The following is a 14,719-nucleotide window of genomic DNA, read 5'->3' as shown; positions in this document are numbered from 1 at the left end:
GCGCGCTCGGGAGATTCTCGGTTCGGGTGACGAACGAGCGGCCCCGGCGTCTCGATCGAGACACCGGGGCCGCTCGTGCTCGCGGTTACGCGGTGGCGCCCGCAGCGGTGGCCGGAGTGGTGGCCCGCTCGTGCTCGCCCGGGTCGCTGTCGTCCTTCATCCGCAGCGACAGCAGGCCGACGGCGAGGTACATCGCGCAGAAGGCGATCGCCACGCCACCGCCGCCCACCAGCGGGTACAGCAGGGTGACCACCACGGGGCCGACGAACGCGGCTCCACCGGCGCCGAAGTTGAGCACCGCCAGGGACGACCCCTTGTCCTTCGGCGCCACCATCGACGGCATCAACGCCGACAGCGGGACGAAACCGGCCAGCAGCAGCCCGTAGACCACGCCGAACGCGGCGGTGATCGCGAAGCTCTGCGAGGCGATGGCGGTGAAGTACCACAGCGGGGTGGCCACCGCGCAGCCCACGCAGCCGAACCAGGTCACCGTGCGCCGCCAGCCGAACCGGTCGCCGAAGACGCCGAAGAACAGGTTCGCCGCGATGTTGGCGCCGTAGGCGACCGAGGCCAGGGTCGCCACCTGGGCTGCGGTCAGGAACCCGCCGCCGGGAGCGGCGGGGCCGAAGGTGAACGGGAACATGGCGAAGAACCCGTACTGCGGGGTGGTGTTGACGATCCGGATCAGCCCACCGGCCAGCACGCGGCGGTCGCGCCACAGGATGTCCACGCCTTCGGCCAGGCGCTTGAGGCTGCGCGGGTTCTGCACCGTCTCGTCGGCGATCGGGCGCAGACCGTGCTCCTCGCGCACGCCGAAGCAGCCGATCAGCACGCCGATGGTGACCACGACCAGTGACAGCACCAGCGTGCCGTAGTCGCTGAGCCCGAACCCGCCGATGGACAGCGCAGCGAACGCCGCGCCCAGGGTGGGCAGACCGCCGGTGAAGGCGAACCAGAACCAACCGGCGACCGAGCCGCGCATCTTCGTCGGGCTGGCGACCTGCGCCCAGGCCAGGAACGAGAACGCGAACAGCGGGTAGGCGAAGCCGCGGATGCCGTAGGCGGCCACGATCAGCGCTGCGCTGTGCGACGGCAGCGCGACGAACAGGAAGATGACCTCGAAGAAGATCCACCAGGCACCGCCGAGCCACATGACCCGGCGCGGGCCCCAGATCGCCGAGAGCGTTCCGGAGAACCACGACGCGATCATCGCGGCGACGCCGTAGAGCGTCACCGTGGCGAACGAGGCGGTCGCGCCCGGCAGCGCGCCGCCCTCGGGGCGCTGCAGGTAGTCGGACAGGAAGGTGGTCTCCACGCCGTCGCCGATCATGAAGATCAGCACCGCGACGAAACCCCAGACCAGCTTCCGGGGGATGCCGATGCGGTCGAGGAAACCGCCGGTGGCCGCGGAACCGGCCTCGGCAGAGGTTGATCGGGACATCACTGTCTCCAAGCGATCGGAAGTGCCCGGCGCTGTGCGCGCCCAGCCAAGGAGCGATCGCTATCATGCACTCAGTTTAAGTTAACACGCAATACGTTAATTCGGATCGTTCCGAGCGGTGATGCGTGCCCGCGATGCCGTCTCCGCGCGAACCGGGCGAGGGCGTGCCCGCGCGGGGTGGTCACGCCATGCTGACGTGGCGGACGTCGGTCTGCTCGCGCATCTCCTCGATGAGCGAATCGTCGAGCTCGCCGGCGAGCAGGGTGTGGTCGAAGGCGCTGACCGGGGCGAACTGGTGCAGTGCCGAGCGACCCACCTTGCTGGCGTCCATCATCAGCACCTTGGTCGTGGCGCTGGCCAGCATCGCCCGCTTGACCAGGACGATCTCCTGCTCCTGGTGGTAGGTCAGGCGCGCGTTCATCGCCGAGATGGACAGGAAGACGATGTCCACCGAGAACGTGCTGACCATCTCCTGGCAGGGCAGGCCGATGTAGGAGTCGTGCGTGCGCGAGTACTCGCCGCCCAGTCCGATCAGCCGGATGTCCGGGGTGTCGCGCAGCACCTCCTGGACCTGGCGGTAGTTGCTGACCACCGTCAACGGCCCGACGTCGGGCAGCAGGCGCGCCAGGGCGAGCGCGGTGGTCGAGTCGTCCAGCATCACCGACATCCCCGGCGAGATGAACCGGATCGCCTCGGCGGCCAGGGCTTCCTTCTCCGCGGTGTGGGTGTGCAGGCGGAAGTCCGAACTGGACTCGAACACCGTGGACGGCTGCGCCGACACGCCGCCGTGGTACTTGCGCAGCAGCCCGCGGGTGACCAGGTCGTCCAGGTCGCGGTGCACCGTCATCAGGCTGACACCGGTCAGCGAGGACAGTTCCGCGGCGCTGGCGAAGCCCTGCGACAGCACGTGGTCGATGATCTTCTGCTGCCGCAGGAGGCGGGGTGACTGCTTCTTGGGTGCGGACGCCATGGGGACATCTTGCCTTCTCGGTGCGTCGCGACGTGGGAGGGCTTTCCGGCTATCACTGAACCAGTGACATTTAACTGTCCTGGTGTTAATTTTGGTCCGTCATCGTTTGGTGGGAGGTACGGATGACCCAGTCCGACGGGCCGAACGGCACGCACCGCGCGGTCGTCTTCGACATGGACGGCGTCCTGGTCGAGAGCGAACACCTGTGGGAGCGGATGTGGACGCGGTTCGCCGCGGATCGCGGTGCGACCTGGACCGCAGCCCAGACGCGGAAGGTCCAGGGCATGAGCGCCCCGGAGTGGGCGACCTTCCTCGCCGAGTTCAGCCGGGCCACCGAGGGGGTGGAGTCGACCGAGCGCCTGGTGGTCGACGACATGATCGCCGCGCTGGACGCCGGTGAGATCGAGCTGCTGCCCGGCGCCGAGAAGATGGTCACCGAGGTCGCCGCGCACGCGCCGATCGCGCTGGCCTCGTCGGCGCCGCGCAGGCTCATCGATGCCGTGCTCGACCGGCACGACCTCACCGGGCACTTCTCGGCCACGGTCTCCAGCGCCGAGGTGCCCCGGGGCAAGCCCAGCCCGGACGTTTACCTCGCCGCTGCGGAGAAACTCGAAACCGCACCGCAGGCCTGTCTGGCGGTGGAGGATTCCAGCAACGGCCTGCGCGCCGCTGCCGCGGCGGGAATGGCGGTGGTCGCCATTCCCAACGGCGATTACCCGCCCGCGGAGGACGCGCTGGCCGGGGCCGGGCACGTCGCCACCGACCTAGACGACGTGCGCGCGCACTTGATCAGCCGCCTGGGTAACTGAACGCCTCCACGCGACAAAGGAGTCCGCATGACCAGTGTCCTGGCCGCAGGTGACCACTTCGTCCATCCCGAGGTCTTCGTCGACGCGCTGCGCCGCACCGCCGGATCCCACGACCTGGAGTTCAGCACGCTGCACCTGCCGTGGCCGGTGGAGCCGTTCGGCCGGGTCGGAAACGTCGACGAGGCGAGCGGTACCGAGCGGCAGGTCCTCGACGCGCTCGGCGACGCCGAGATCGCGGCCACCCAGATGGCCCCGTTTACCGCGAAGGTTCTCGCCGAGGCCCCGAACCTGAAGTTCGTCGGGGTCTGCCGCGGTGGCCCGGTCAACGTCGACCTCGAAGCGGCCACCGACAACGGCGTCATCGTCAGCTACGCGCCCGGGCGCAACGCCGCGGCGGCCGCCGAGTTCGCGGTCGGCATGATCCTGGCCGCGCTGCGGCGCATCCCCGGCTCGGACGCCGAGCTCAAGGACGGCAACTGGCGCGGTGACTACTACGCCTACGAGAACGCGGGCCTCGAGCTGGAGGGTTCCACGGTCGGCCTCGTCGGCTACGGCGCCATCGGCCGCATCGTGGCTCGCGTGCTGCGGGCCTTCGGTTCGCACGTGCTGGTCGCCGACCCGTTCGCGGACGCGGCCCGGAGCGCGGCCGACGGCGTGGAACCGGTCGAGCTGGACGAGCTGCTGCGGCGCAGTTCGGTGGTGAGCCTGCACGCCCGGCTGACCCGGGACACCGAGCAGCTGCTCAACGCCGACAACCTCAAGCTGCTCCCGGAGGGCGCCGTGCTGGTCAACACCGCCCGCGGCGGCCTGCTGGACTACTCGGCGCTGCCCGGCCTGCTGGAATCCGGTCACCTCGGCGCCCTGGCCGTCGACGTCTACGACGTCGAGCCACCGCCGCGGGACTGGCCGCTGTTCGACGCCCCGAACGTGATCACCACCCCGCACCTGGCGGGGGCGACCCGGCAGACCGCGCACCGGGCCGCCGACATCGTCGCGGGAGAGGTGGCCAGGTTCTGCGACGGCCTGCGTCCGCGCTTCGTGGCCAACCCGGACGTGCTGGCCCGGTTCGAAGGGCTGCGGTCATGATCATCGGAGTCGACGTCGGCACCTCGGTGACCAAGGCGTCCCTGCTGGGGCGCGACGGTTCGGCGCTGGTCACGCACAGCAAGCGCTCCGCGTTGCACCGGCCGGGCGGTGGACGCGTGGAGCAGGACCTCGACGAGGTCGTGGACTCGGTCGTCCACGTCGTCCAGCGGGTCGTGGCCGCGGCGGCGCAGGCGGGCGAGACCGTGGAGGCCCTGGCGCTGACCGGTCAGGGCGACGGCCTGTGGCTGCGCGACGAAGCGGGGCATTCGGTCGGCAACGCGCTGTCCTGGCTGGACGCTCGCGCCGCCACCGCACTGCAGGAGTGGGCGGAGTCCGGCGTGCAGCAGGAGGTCTACGCGCACACCGGAGCCGGGATGTTCCCGGGTTCGGCGGGGCCGCTGCTGGCGCACCTGGCCGAGCACGAGCCGGACCGGCTGGAACGAGCGGCCGTCGCGGGATACTGCGTGGACGCCATCGTGCAGCGCTTCACCGGTGAGATCACCGTCGACGCCTCCGACGCCTCGCTGCCGTTCCTCGACGTGCCGCGGCGCGCGTACTCGGACGAAGCGCTCCGGGCCTGCGGGCTCGCCGAGCACCGCAGGCTGCTCGCCGAACCCGCTCCGCGCGGCCAGCTCTTCGCGCTGGGCGGGAAAGCGGCCGCCGAACTCGGCCTGCCCGCGGGCTTACCGGTATCGGCGGGTCCGTTCGACCTGCCCGCCTGCGCTTTCGGTTCCGGGGTCGGCGCCGTCGGCGACGCGAGCCTGGTGATCGGGACGACGCTGGGCTGTCAGGTGCTGCGCGACGACGTGCACATCGAGCCCGGCGGTGAGCCCGCGGGCATGTGGCTGGCGACGCCGCTGGCAGATCGCTACCTGCGGGTGATGCCCGCGATGGTCGGCACCGCCAACCTGGACTGGGTGCTGAGCACGGTCGGCCACGACGTCGGTGATCTGGAATCCCTGCTGGCAGGTAGCGAACGCGGTGCCGGCGGAGTCTCGGCGCTGTCCTTCCTGTCCACATCCGGGGAACGCGCACCGTTCGTCGACGCGAAGGCGCGCGGCCAGTTCACCGGACTGTCGCTGGAGACCACCCGGGCCGACATGGTGCGCGCCATGTGCGAGGCCGTGGCCTACGCGGCCCGGCACAACCTGGAAACCGCCGGGCTCACCGGTCAGGTCGCCGCCTGCGGAGGCGGGGCGAGATCGGCGGAGTGGAGCCAGATCTTCGCCGATGTGCTCGGCAGGCCGCTGCACGTCCCGCACGAGGAGGGAGTCGGTGCCCGCGGAGCCGCGATGACGGCGTGGGACTCCCTGGGAGAGCCGGTGGACCGGCAGCAGTGGGCCGCCGCGCGCCGCACGGTCGAACCCGATCCGGCGGCCGCGGCCTTCTACGAGCGCGGCTATCGCGAGTACCTGGCCTCCATCGACCGCGCCCGTCCGCATTGGGGAGGAGCAACCGCATGACGCGTCTTTTCGACGATCCGGCGTCGTTCACCGAGGACATGGTCACCGGCTTCGTGACGGCCAACCCGCAGCACGTGCGCCGGGTCCCCGGCGGCGTGGTGCGCGCGAATCGAGCGCGCAGGGGCAAGGTCGCCGTCGTGACCGGCGGCGGATCCGGCCACTACCCGGCGTTCTGCGGTGTCGTGGGACCGGGTTTCGCCGATGGTGCGGTGATCGGCAACGTCTTCACCTCGCCGTCGGCCGAGGACGCCTGCTCGGTGGCTCGCGCCGCCGATCGCGGTGCCGGGGTGGTGTTCTCCTTCGGCAACTACGCCGGGGACAACATGAACTTCGGTCTCGCGGTGGAAAGACTCGGGCGCGAGGGGATTCGAGCGCACAACGTGGTCGTCACCGACGACATCGCCAGCGCCCCGCAGGAAGAGTCGGCCAAACGACGCGGTGTGGTCGGTGATTTCGTCGTATTCAAGGTCGCCTCCGCGGCCGCCGAGGAGGGCTACGACCTCGACGGGGTCGTGGAGGTCGCCGAGCGCGCCAACGCGCGCACCCGCAGCCTCGGGGTGGCCTTCGACGGTTGCACGCTTCCCGGTCAGCACGACCCGCTGTTCGAGGTCCCGGACGGGCGCATGGGCCTGGGACTGGGCATCCACGGCGAGCCCGGGGTATCCGAGCAGCAGATGCCCTCGGCAGCGGAACTGGCCGAGGTCCTCGTTGACGGCCTGCTCGCGGAGGCGCCCACCGAAGGCGGCCGGGTCACCGCGATCCTCAACGGACTCGGGTCCACCAAGTACGAGGAACTGTTCGTCGTCTGGGGTACCGTCTCGCGGTTGCTGGCCGAGGCCGGGCTGGAGGTCGTGGCCCCCGAGGTGGGAGAACTCGTCACCAGCCTCGACATGGCCGGCTGCTCGCTGACCCTGACCTGGCTGGACGACGAGCTCGAACGCCTCTGGCAGGCCCCTGTCGACACCCCCGCGTACCGCAAGGGCAACGCGGACGTGAGCGCCAGCGCCGAGGACGACGAAGAGCTCCGCGAGATCGAGGAGCAGCCGATCGTGGTGGCCCCGGCCGAGGGGCAGCGGACCGCGGCGACGGTGCTGCGGGCGCTGCGCGCGATCGCCGAGCTGATGCGCGAGCGGGAAGACGAGCTCGGCCGGATGGACTCGGTGGCGGGCGACGGCGATCACGGCCGGGGCATGACGCGGGGCAGCGGTGCGGCGGCCGAGGCGGCGGAGGCCATCGCGGCGCAAGGCGTCGGGCCGGCCGCGGTGCTGGTGGCCGCCGGTGACGCGTGGGCGTCGAAGGCGGGCGGTACCTCCGGGGTGCTCTGGGGCGCGCTGTTGCGCTCCTTCGGCGATCTGCTGCCCGCCGATCGCGCGGTCACCGCCGTGGACCTCGCCGCCGGGGCCGAAGCAGCGCTCGCCGCGGTGCAACGGCTCGGGCGTGCCGAACCCGGTGACAAGACCCTCGTCGACGCCTTGCGGCCGTTCACCACCGAACTGCGCGGTGCCGTCGAATCCGGCGGTGCCGACGCGTGGCGACGTGCGGCTCAGGCGGCCACCGAGGCCGCCGCCGACACGGCCGACCTGCTGCCCCGCACCGGGCGGGCGCGACCGCTGGCGGAGCGAAGCGTGGGAACCCCCGATCCGGGCGCGACGTCGCTGGCGCTCGCCCTGACCCGCATCGGCGAGACCTTCGAAGAGCAGGAGGAAGCGGCGTGAGCGAGCAATCCTGGCGCATCGTGGTCGGTTCCGACGACGCCGGAATCGATTACAAGGACGCCCTCAAGCGCGATCTGGAGGCCGATCCGCGGATCGAGAGCGTGCTCGACGTCGGTGTGGGATCCGACGAGCACACCGCGTACCCGCACGTGGCCGTGCGCGCCGCGCGGATGGTCGCCGACGGGCGAGCGGACCGGGCTCTGCTGGTGTGCGGAACCGGCCTCGGCGTGGCCATCAGCGCCAACAAGGTGCCCGGCATCCGCGCGGTCACCGCGCACGACAGCTACTCGGTGGAGCGGTCGGTGCTGAGCAACAACGCGCAGGTGCTGTGCTTCGGCCAGCGCGTGGTCGGCCTGGAACTGGCCCGCAGGCTCGCCGGCGAGTGGCTCGACTACCGTTTCGACGAGTCGTCGTCCTCGGCGGACAAGGTCGCGGCGATCGGCGGCTACGAGTCCGGGGTGGCCTGTTAGGGGTGAGTGGCGTGCAACTGGCCGAGCAACGCGACGAGGTGATCGCCTTCGCGCGCCGGATGATCGACGACGGGCTGGTCGTCGGAACTTCCGGCAACGTCTCGGTCCGCAGCGGTGAGCTGATCGCGGTGACGCCGTCCGGCGTCGACTACGACCGGCTGCGGCCGGAGGACGTCCCGGTGGTCGACCTGGCGGGCGCGGTGGTCGACGGCGCGCTGAAGCCGACCTCCGAACTGCCGATGCATCTGGCCGCCTACCGCGACCACGAGGCCGGGGCCGTGGTGCACACCCACTCGTTGCACGCCACGGCGCTGTCCCTGCTGCGCGACGAGGTCCCCGCGGTGCACTACCAGCTGGCCGACTTCGGCGGGCCGGTCCGCGTGGCCGACTACGCCACCTTCGGCACCGATGCCCTCGCGGCGTCGGTGTCGGCCGCGCTGCGCGACCGCACCGGCGGCATCCTGCGCAACCACGGCACGATCACCATCGCCGACACGCTCGCCAAGGCGTACGGCCGGGCGGCCCAGCTCGAGTGGATCTGCCGGCTGTGGCTGACCGCGGCCCAGGTGGGCGAGCCGCGGCTGCTGCCGGACGGGGAACTGGAGCGCTGCGCCCCGCTGTTCCGCACCTACGGCCAGCAGCCTCGCTGAGCCCGCCTCCCGGCGTGCTCGCGTCGCGGATCCCGGAGCCCGGCGGCGTCCGAGATCCCGCCACTCGCACCGCCGGGCGAACCGCGGGCTGAAACATCTCCTTACGCGGTTGTCATCGCCGTGCAAGCCGGGGCAATCTCGGCTCGCCAGCATGGGGTCATGACTTCCGGAGCGCAGCGTCGAGGCAACTGGGACCGCGAGATCGTCGAGCTGGCCGTGCTGTTCCTGACCGCCGGGGCGGCCAACGCGGTCGTCACCGGTACGCGCGATCAGGCGGCGGCGACGGCCGTGCTGTGCTGCGTGGGCGTGGCGCTGCTGTGCATCGGCGGGGCGCGGATGCTGGGGCGCCGCCGGCGCGGCGCGGCGCTACCGGAGGAACTACCGGCACCACCCGAGCCCGAGGCACCCGTGGCGCAGCGCTTGTGGCGGTTGCGGGCCTCGGTGACCGACCGGCCCGGACGCCTGGCCCGGCTGGCCGGTGCGCTGGCCGCGCTGGGCGGGGACATCCGGACCATGCAGGTGCACCCGGTCGCGGGCGGGGCCGTCGACGAGGTGCTGCTGCACGTTCCCGCGCAGGTCGGGCACCGCGACCTGGTCGCGACGATCGAGGCGGCCGGGGGACACGACGTGGCCGTCTCCCGCGCCGATGTCCGCGAGCTCGACGACGTGCCGACCAGGACGGCGAAATTGGCCGATGATCTGGTTCGCGGGAGCACCGACCTGGGGCGAGCCCTCCGCTCGTTGCTCGGCGAGGTCGAGGTGACCTGGCAGGAGGAAGCAGATTCGCCGCAGCCGGGGGAGCTCGCCGAGGACGCGATGTGCCTGGCCGAGCCCGGTGGCGGCGTGCTGGTGCTGCGCCGCCCCGGCGGAGCGTTCACGCCCGCCGAGTTCGCACGAGCGCGCGCGATGAGCGAGCTGGCCGCGAACTGCCGCGAGCGGCTGATTCCGGCGCAGCGCACGGTCGCGGTCTCGCGGGGTGCCGAGCTGACGGTGCGCCTCGCCGACCGGGCGGACGCCGAGGTGGTGGAGGAGTTCCACCAGCGCTGCTCCACCGCCGCCCGCCACGGCCGCTACTTCGGTCCCGGCCCCGGAGCGGGTGGTGATGGCCTGCGCCGCCTGCTGACCCCGGCGCTGGGACGGTGCCTGCTCGCGGTGACCGCCGACGGCGCGGTCGTGGGCATGGGCAATCTGAGCTACGACGGGGACGCCGCCGAGCTGGCGCTGCTGGTGCGCGACGACTGGCAATGCCGGGGAGTGGGGGCGATGCTCGCCGAGCAGCTCGTTGAGCAAGCCGCGGAGCTGGGCATCACCGAGCTCATCGCGCACACCCACGTCGAGAACACGGCCATCGCCCGCACGCTGCGCGGAGCGGGTCTCAAGCTAGTCGGCGCGCCCGAACCGGGCGAGTGGAGCTGGGCGCGCGACCTCAGCGGCAGTCGTTGATCGCTGCGGGGCGCCGCGCGCCGCATCCGCAGGGGTCGAACGTCGGCCCCTGCGGCTGCGGCGCGGTTCCGGGACCGATGCGGCTCCTCAGGCCACCTGGGCCGCGGGCGGTAGTTGCACGGGTGCGCCGGTGGGCCATCGCGCCGGATCCGCGCCGAGCTCGTCGAGCTGCTCGACCTGCAGCCTGCACCACGGGGAGACCTCGGTGCGGTCCGCGAGCACGTCCGTGGAGAACTCCTTCCAGGGAACCCAGCGGGCCTCGGCGACCTCGTCCGCGTTCGGGGTGGGGGAATCGGAGGTGAACGCCACGAACACCGGGCACATCTCGTTCTCGACGACGTTGTCCATCTCGGCGCGGTAGCGGAAGCCGGGCAGCACGAGCTCCAGCCCGCGCACTCGCAGGCCGAGCTCCTCGCCGAGCCTGCGGGTGATCGCGCTCTTCATCTCCTCGTACGGCGCGGGATGGCCGCAGCAGGTGTTGGTCCACACGCTCGGGAAGGTCCGCTTGTGGTGCGCGCGCTGGGTGAGCAGGAACTCACCGCGGTCGTTGAACACGTAGCAGGAGAACGCCAGGTGCAGTGGCGTCCGCTGGTGGTGCACGGTCGCCTTGTCCTCGACGCCGATCGCCTCGCCGGTCTCGTCGAGCAGGACCACCTGTTCCACGTGCGCTACCTCCTGAGTGGGGAGAAAGTGATCTTCGAGTGGCTGCGAACGTTACTGCACTGCGTGTACGCCGGGCCATACGATCTGGATCACGGACCGGGACCGGGGAACCACTATGCCTGACCTTCGTAGCAGGTCCAAGACGTGAAGAACAGGAAAACGCGAACGGGGGCGTCAGCAACGCAACGTAACAGCGTGTTACCGGCGAAAGCGTTCGCGAGCGGGCGAGTTCTCGTCAACCGAACCGGAGCCGCGGTCGCGGTGGTTATCGTCGCCACGTGCTCCAGTTCGCTCGAGGAGCGCGGGACGGTGGACCGATCGATACCGGTGGACGTGCTCGCCACCGACACCGTGCCGCGCGTCCAGCGGGGAGCGGACTGAGCGGGGAGAGGGAAGGACCGGCCCGGCGAGCTGTGCGGCGCAACGAGTCCCAGCCGCCGGAGCCGGTTCCTCGCTGCGCGCGGGACTCGAAGAACCGCCGCCGAGGCCGCACCACGGGGCATGACCGAATTGCGGGTCGAGCGCGTCGAATCGCTCGCTCCGGACACCTCCGGGGCGGCCCGCGCACTGCTGTGGCGGGTCTTCGACGAGATGACCGAGCACGACTGGCGGCATTGCCTCGGCGGCAGTTGCGTGCTCGCCCGGGACGGCCGCCATCTCGTGGGCTTCGCCGCGGTCGTGCCCCGTCTGCTGCGGTGCGACGACCGCCCCGTGCGCGCGGGCTACGTCGAGGGCGTGGCCGTGGCGCCGACGCACCGGCGATGCGGGGTGGGCAGCCGAGTCATGGCCGAGGTCGAGCGGATCGTCCGCAACGATTACGAGCTCGGCGCGCTCGGGGCCAGCGAGGAAGCTCTGCCGTTCTACCGGGCTCGGGGCTGGTGGCCCTGGCGAGGGCGCACCTTCGCCGCCACTGCCGATGGCCCGGTCCGGACGGCCGACGAGGACGACTGCGTTTTGGTTTACCCGGTCGTCGCGCTCGAGCTCAGCGGTGACCTGACGTGCGACGCTCGCGAAGGCGACGCGTGGTGATCCGCGCCGGGAGCCCGGCGCGGATCACCACGCGCGATCAGGTCTGCGGGTACCGGTGGTAGCCGGGGAAGTTCCCGTAGAGCTGCTCACCGGGCGGTCCCTGGGTCACCGCGTGCACCAGGTACTGCCCGCCGACGAAGGCGCCCTTCCAGGAGGCCCCGCGACCGCCGAACGCCTCGTCCCGGTCGCCGCGCGAGCGCGGCTTGTTGATGCCGACCTTGAAGGCCTGCACGTGCTCGGCCAGATCCGCGGCGAAGGCCTCGTCGTCGCTGGCGATGCTGGCCACGAGCGCGCCGTTGGAGGCGTTCATCTGCGCCAGCAGCTCGGCCTCGGTGTCGACCACCACGACGGTGTCCACCGGACCGAACGGTTCCTCGTGCATCAACCGGCTCGCGCCGGGCGGAGCCAGCAGCGTCACCGGGGCCGCGTAGGCCGAGGTGTCCTGCCCCTCGATGAAGGATCCCTGCGACTTGTCGCCGTGGTGCAACGGCACCGCCCCGTGCCGCAGCGCCTCCTGCACCCTGCCCTCGAGCTCGGTGGCCTTGGCCGCCGAGATCAGCGGACCGTAGTCGAGCGCGGGGAGCTCGTCGTCGGCACTGGCCAGCGGATGCCCGAAGCGCACCGACTGGACCACCGGCAGATAGGTGGCCAGGAACTTGTCGACGAGCTTGCGCTGCACCACGAATCGCGGATAGGCGGTGCAGCGCTGCTTGCCGTATTCGAAACCCTTGCGCAGGTGGGCCGCGAGACCTTCCCAGTCCGAGAACTCCCACAGGCCCCAGGTGTTGAGGCCCTCCTGCTCGAGCATGTGGCGCTTGCCGCTGTCGACCAGCTGCGCGGCGATCTTGCCACCGTTGGACCGGCCGCCCACGAACGCCACCGCGCCCACCTCCGGCGAGCGCACCAGCGGATCCGACAGGGCCGAGCCGTCCCCCGAGAGCAAGGTCACGGGCAGCCCCGCGCGCGCCATCAGCGCGTGCGCGGCGGTGAGGGTGACCGCACCGCCCTGGGTGGGGGTTTTGGCGATGACCGCGTTGCCCGCCAGCAGCTGCACCAGCTCGGCGTGCACCAGCACGCTCATCGGGTAGTTCCAGCTGGCGATGTTGCTGACCGGGCCCGGTAGCGGCTGGCGCTTGTGCGGCGCGCCCTCGACGTCCTGGCTGAGCATCCGCTCGGTGTTGTCGGCGTACCAGCGCGCACCGTCGAGGCAGCGGTCGACGTCGGCGCACGCCGCCTTCCAGGGCTTGCCGATCTCCCAGGCCAGCAGCAGCGCGAGGTCGTCGCGCAGCTGCGACATGGCCTCGACCGCTTCGAGCACCGCTGCGCGGCGCTGGTCGAACGTGGTCTGCGCCCAGGCGTGGTGCGCGCGGGTGGCCGCGTGCACCGCGTTGACGGCCGTTTCGGCGTCGAGCTTGGGGAGTTGGGAGATCACGGTGCCGTCGACCGGTGACACCTGGTCGGCAGGCTCGCCGTTGGCCTGCCAGCGCCCGTCGATGAGGTTGCGCGGCACGCCGTCGTCGAAAGCCTCCGGCACCGCTGCGGTGGTCCGTCCCAGCACCGCCGCAGCGGTGCAATGCTCGGGGACCCGGAGTGTCATACGCCCTCCTGATGAGTTTCGGGATGGGGTGCCGGGAGAGTTGCACTATGACACGTCTCGGGGCATTCGACTACAAAACGTACGTGCGTTTTGCTGGTTTTCCGGAATTCGGTCGCCGCGAACGACTCGATCGGAATCGGCTCGAACTGCGGCAGAACCGCTCTGAACTGATTCGAAATTCGTGCGCTGCGCCGGTCGGAGGCGTTAGAGCGATCCCCGGAGCGGCAGCGAACGTGCGCCCGCGTCGTCGGACGCTCGTTTCTGCGGAGAACCCCATCCGTCCGGGCGGCCGGGCAGGTCCGGAATTGCCGAACAATTCGGAGGGTCAGCTCCGAGTATGGGTCAGGGCGGTGGGCACGTCCGGGTACAGCCGGAACATCGCCCCGCAGCCGGTGATCTCCAGCAGCCGGTCGATCGGCCCGTTGCCGGTCACGACCAGGAGCTCGCCGCCGCGCTGCGAGCAGCGCCGCCGGGCGGCCTCCAGCAGTTCCAGCGCGACGCTGGAGGTGTACGCGACAGCGCTGAAGTCCAGCACCGCCGTCTCGAGCGAGACCGCGCGCAAGCGTTGGCGGATCAGCTCGGTCAGGCGCGGCAGGGCCGCGAGATCCAGCACACCTTCGATGCTGACGATGACCACCCCGGGACGGGGCCAGCGCACGCGCAGCCGTGCCCTCGTCTCGTACTGCCCGTGCGCGTTCCCCATCGGGGGGTCGGCGGGCTGGCGAGGATGCACGAGGGAGTAGCTGGCGCGTGAAGCCGGTACCGAGCGGTCGGATCGGACGATCATGCGGGGCCTCCCCGGTGTAGCGAACGGATCGGAGCGGTCTCGTCGCCAGCTCTACTTACCCACGTTAAGGACGGATGAGACGCGCCTGGAGAGAACAACACCTTCGTGTGAAAATCCCTGGTAATGAGGGTATTGATCCTCTTCTCGTCGGCCGTGGGGCCGCCTGCGGGGCCTGAGATCGACGCCGAGCGCCGGGCGTCGCGCAACGGCCTCGGGCGCTGCGCGGGGTCGCTGAGCCCGGGGAGACGAGCCGGTGCCGCGAGCGCGGACGACGCGCCTCGTCGTGGCTATCGCTGAGCCGGGGGAGCTGCTGAGGGTGCCGACCGTCATCGCCAGGGCTGGCCGACGGGCCGATCCTTGCGGCCCGGCCCGCGAGGATCGGCCGCGTGCTCGCGGTAGTGGAGACTTCTCCGGGAGGCGGAATTCTTGCTGCCTCGCTGCCGTCGTTCGCGGTTCCGGACGATTTGGTTCGACATGGAAGCGGTAGTGGCTCACCGCGGACCGAATAAATGGAAGACCGTTGTTCCGCTTTTCGGGTCCACCCCTTTCTGAGGCCGCGGCTGGGTGCGTTTCCAGTGCGCACGCCGCCTCCGCGG

Annotated in this window: 13 protein-coding genes; 8 read left to right on the top strand and 5 right to left on the bottom strand. The window is 71.2% G+C overall.

Going from position 1 to position 14,719, the window contains the following annotated elements; genetic code table 11:
- Window positions 1-85: 85 nt before the first annotated feature.
- Window positions 86-1,441 (bottom strand): MFS transporter, encoded by a 1,356-nt coding sequence (locus ABD289_RS10910; RefSeq protein ID WP_344129629.1) that lies wholly within the window; start codon window positions 1,439-1,441, stop codon window positions 86-88.
- A gap of 181 nt (window positions 1,442-1,622) precedes the next feature.
- Window positions 1,623-2,411 (bottom strand): DeoR/GlpR family DNA-binding transcription regulator, encoded by a 789-nt coding sequence (locus tag ABD289_RS10905; protein ID WP_344129627.1) that lies wholly within the window; start codon window positions 2,409-2,411, stop codon window positions 1,623-1,625.
- A gap of 122 nt (window positions 2,412-2,533) precedes the next feature.
- Here ABD289_RS10905 and ABD289_RS10900 point away from each other — a divergent pair, with 122 nt between their 5' ends.
- The 7 genes from ABD289_RS10900 to ABD289_RS10870 all read left to right on the top strand — a co-directional run bounded on the left by ABD289_RS10900 (window position 2,534) and on the right by ABD289_RS10870 (window position 10,047).
- Entirely contained in the window at window positions 2,534-3,220 is a 687-nt protein-coding gene (locus ABD289_RS10900; RefSeq protein WP_344129624.1) for an HAD family hydrolase, read from the top strand.
- 27 nt (window positions 3,221-3,247) lie between these two features.
- Entirely contained in the window at window positions 3,248-4,306 is a 1,059-nt protein-coding gene (locus ABD289_RS10895; RefSeq protein WP_344129621.1) for a 2-hydroxyacid dehydrogenase, read from the top strand.
- The gene (locus ABD289_RS10890; protein WP_344129618.1) at window positions 4,303-5,769 is read left to right on the top strand and encodes an FGGY family carbohydrate kinase; all 1,467 of its coding nucleotides are present in this window, start codon (window positions 4,303-4,305) and stop codon (window positions 5,767-5,769) included. Before ABD289_RS10895 ends, ABD289_RS10890 begins: the two co-directional genes overlap by 4 nt.
- Window positions 5,766-7,484: a dihydroxyacetone kinase family protein gene (locus ABD289_RS10885; protein WP_344129615.1), complete on the top strand. Its 1,719-nt coding sequence runs from the start codon at window positions 5,766-5,768 to the stop codon at window positions 7,482-7,484. The genes ABD289_RS10890 and ABD289_RS10885 overlap by 4 nt, the downstream gene beginning before the upstream one ends.
- Entirely contained in the window at window positions 7,481-7,954 is a 474-nt protein-coding gene (locus ABD289_RS10880; RefSeq protein WP_344129612.1) for a ribose-5-phosphate isomerase, read from the top strand. The genes ABD289_RS10885 and ABD289_RS10880 overlap by 4 nt, the downstream gene beginning before the upstream one ends.
- A gap of 11 nt (window positions 7,955-7,965) precedes the next feature.
- Window positions 7,966-8,604, top strand: coding sequence for a class II aldolase/adducin family protein (locus ABD289_RS10875; RefSeq protein WP_344129706.1), 639 nt, complete (start codon window positions 7,966-7,968; stop codon window positions 8,602-8,604).
- A gap of 159 nt (window positions 8,605-8,763) precedes the next feature.
- Complete coding sequence (locus tag ABD289_RS10870; RefSeq protein ID WP_344129609.1) at window positions 8,764-10,047, top strand: GNAT family N-acetyltransferase; 1,284 nt, start codon at window positions 8,764-8,766, stop codon at window positions 10,045-10,047.
- An 87-nt stretch (window positions 10,048-10,134) separates the two neighbouring features.
- Here ABD289_RS10870 and idi read toward each other — a convergent pair whose 3' ends face one another.
- A complete protein-coding gene (gene idi / locus ABD289_RS10865) occupies window positions 10,135-10,710 on the bottom strand; it encodes an isopentenyl-diphosphate Delta-isomerase (RefSeq protein WP_344129606.1) in 576 nt (191 codons plus the stop codon).
- 501 nt (window positions 10,711-11,211) lie between these two features.
- Between idi and ABD289_RS10860 the strand changes: the two genes are divergently transcribed.
- Window positions 11,212-11,739: a GNAT family N-acetyltransferase gene (locus ABD289_RS10860; RefSeq protein WP_344129603.1), complete on the top strand. Its 528-nt coding sequence runs from the start codon at window positions 11,212-11,214 to the stop codon at window positions 11,737-11,739.
- Window positions 11,740-11,776: 37 nt separating this feature from the next.
- Here ABD289_RS10860 and ABD289_RS10855 read toward each other — a convergent pair whose 3' ends face one another.
- The gene (locus ABD289_RS10855; protein WP_344129600.1) at window positions 11,777-13,336 is read right to left on the bottom strand and encodes an aldehyde dehydrogenase family protein; all 1,560 of its coding nucleotides are present in this window, start codon (window positions 13,334-13,336) and stop codon (window positions 11,777-11,779) included.
- Between the two features lie 325 nt (window positions 13,337-13,661).
- Entirely contained in the window at window positions 13,662-14,123 is a 462-nt protein-coding gene (locus ABD289_RS10850; RefSeq protein ID WP_344129596.1) for an STAS domain-containing protein, read from the bottom strand.
- Window positions 14,124-14,719 lie beyond the last annotated feature (596 nt).

The organism is Saccharopolyspora halophila (assembly GCF_039531955.1).
Taxonomy (GTDB): domain Bacteria; phylum Actinomycetota; class Actinomycetes; order Mycobacteriales; family Pseudonocardiaceae; genus Saccharopolyspora; species Saccharopolyspora halophila.
This window is presented reverse-complemented; position numbering and strand designations above follow the sequence as displayed.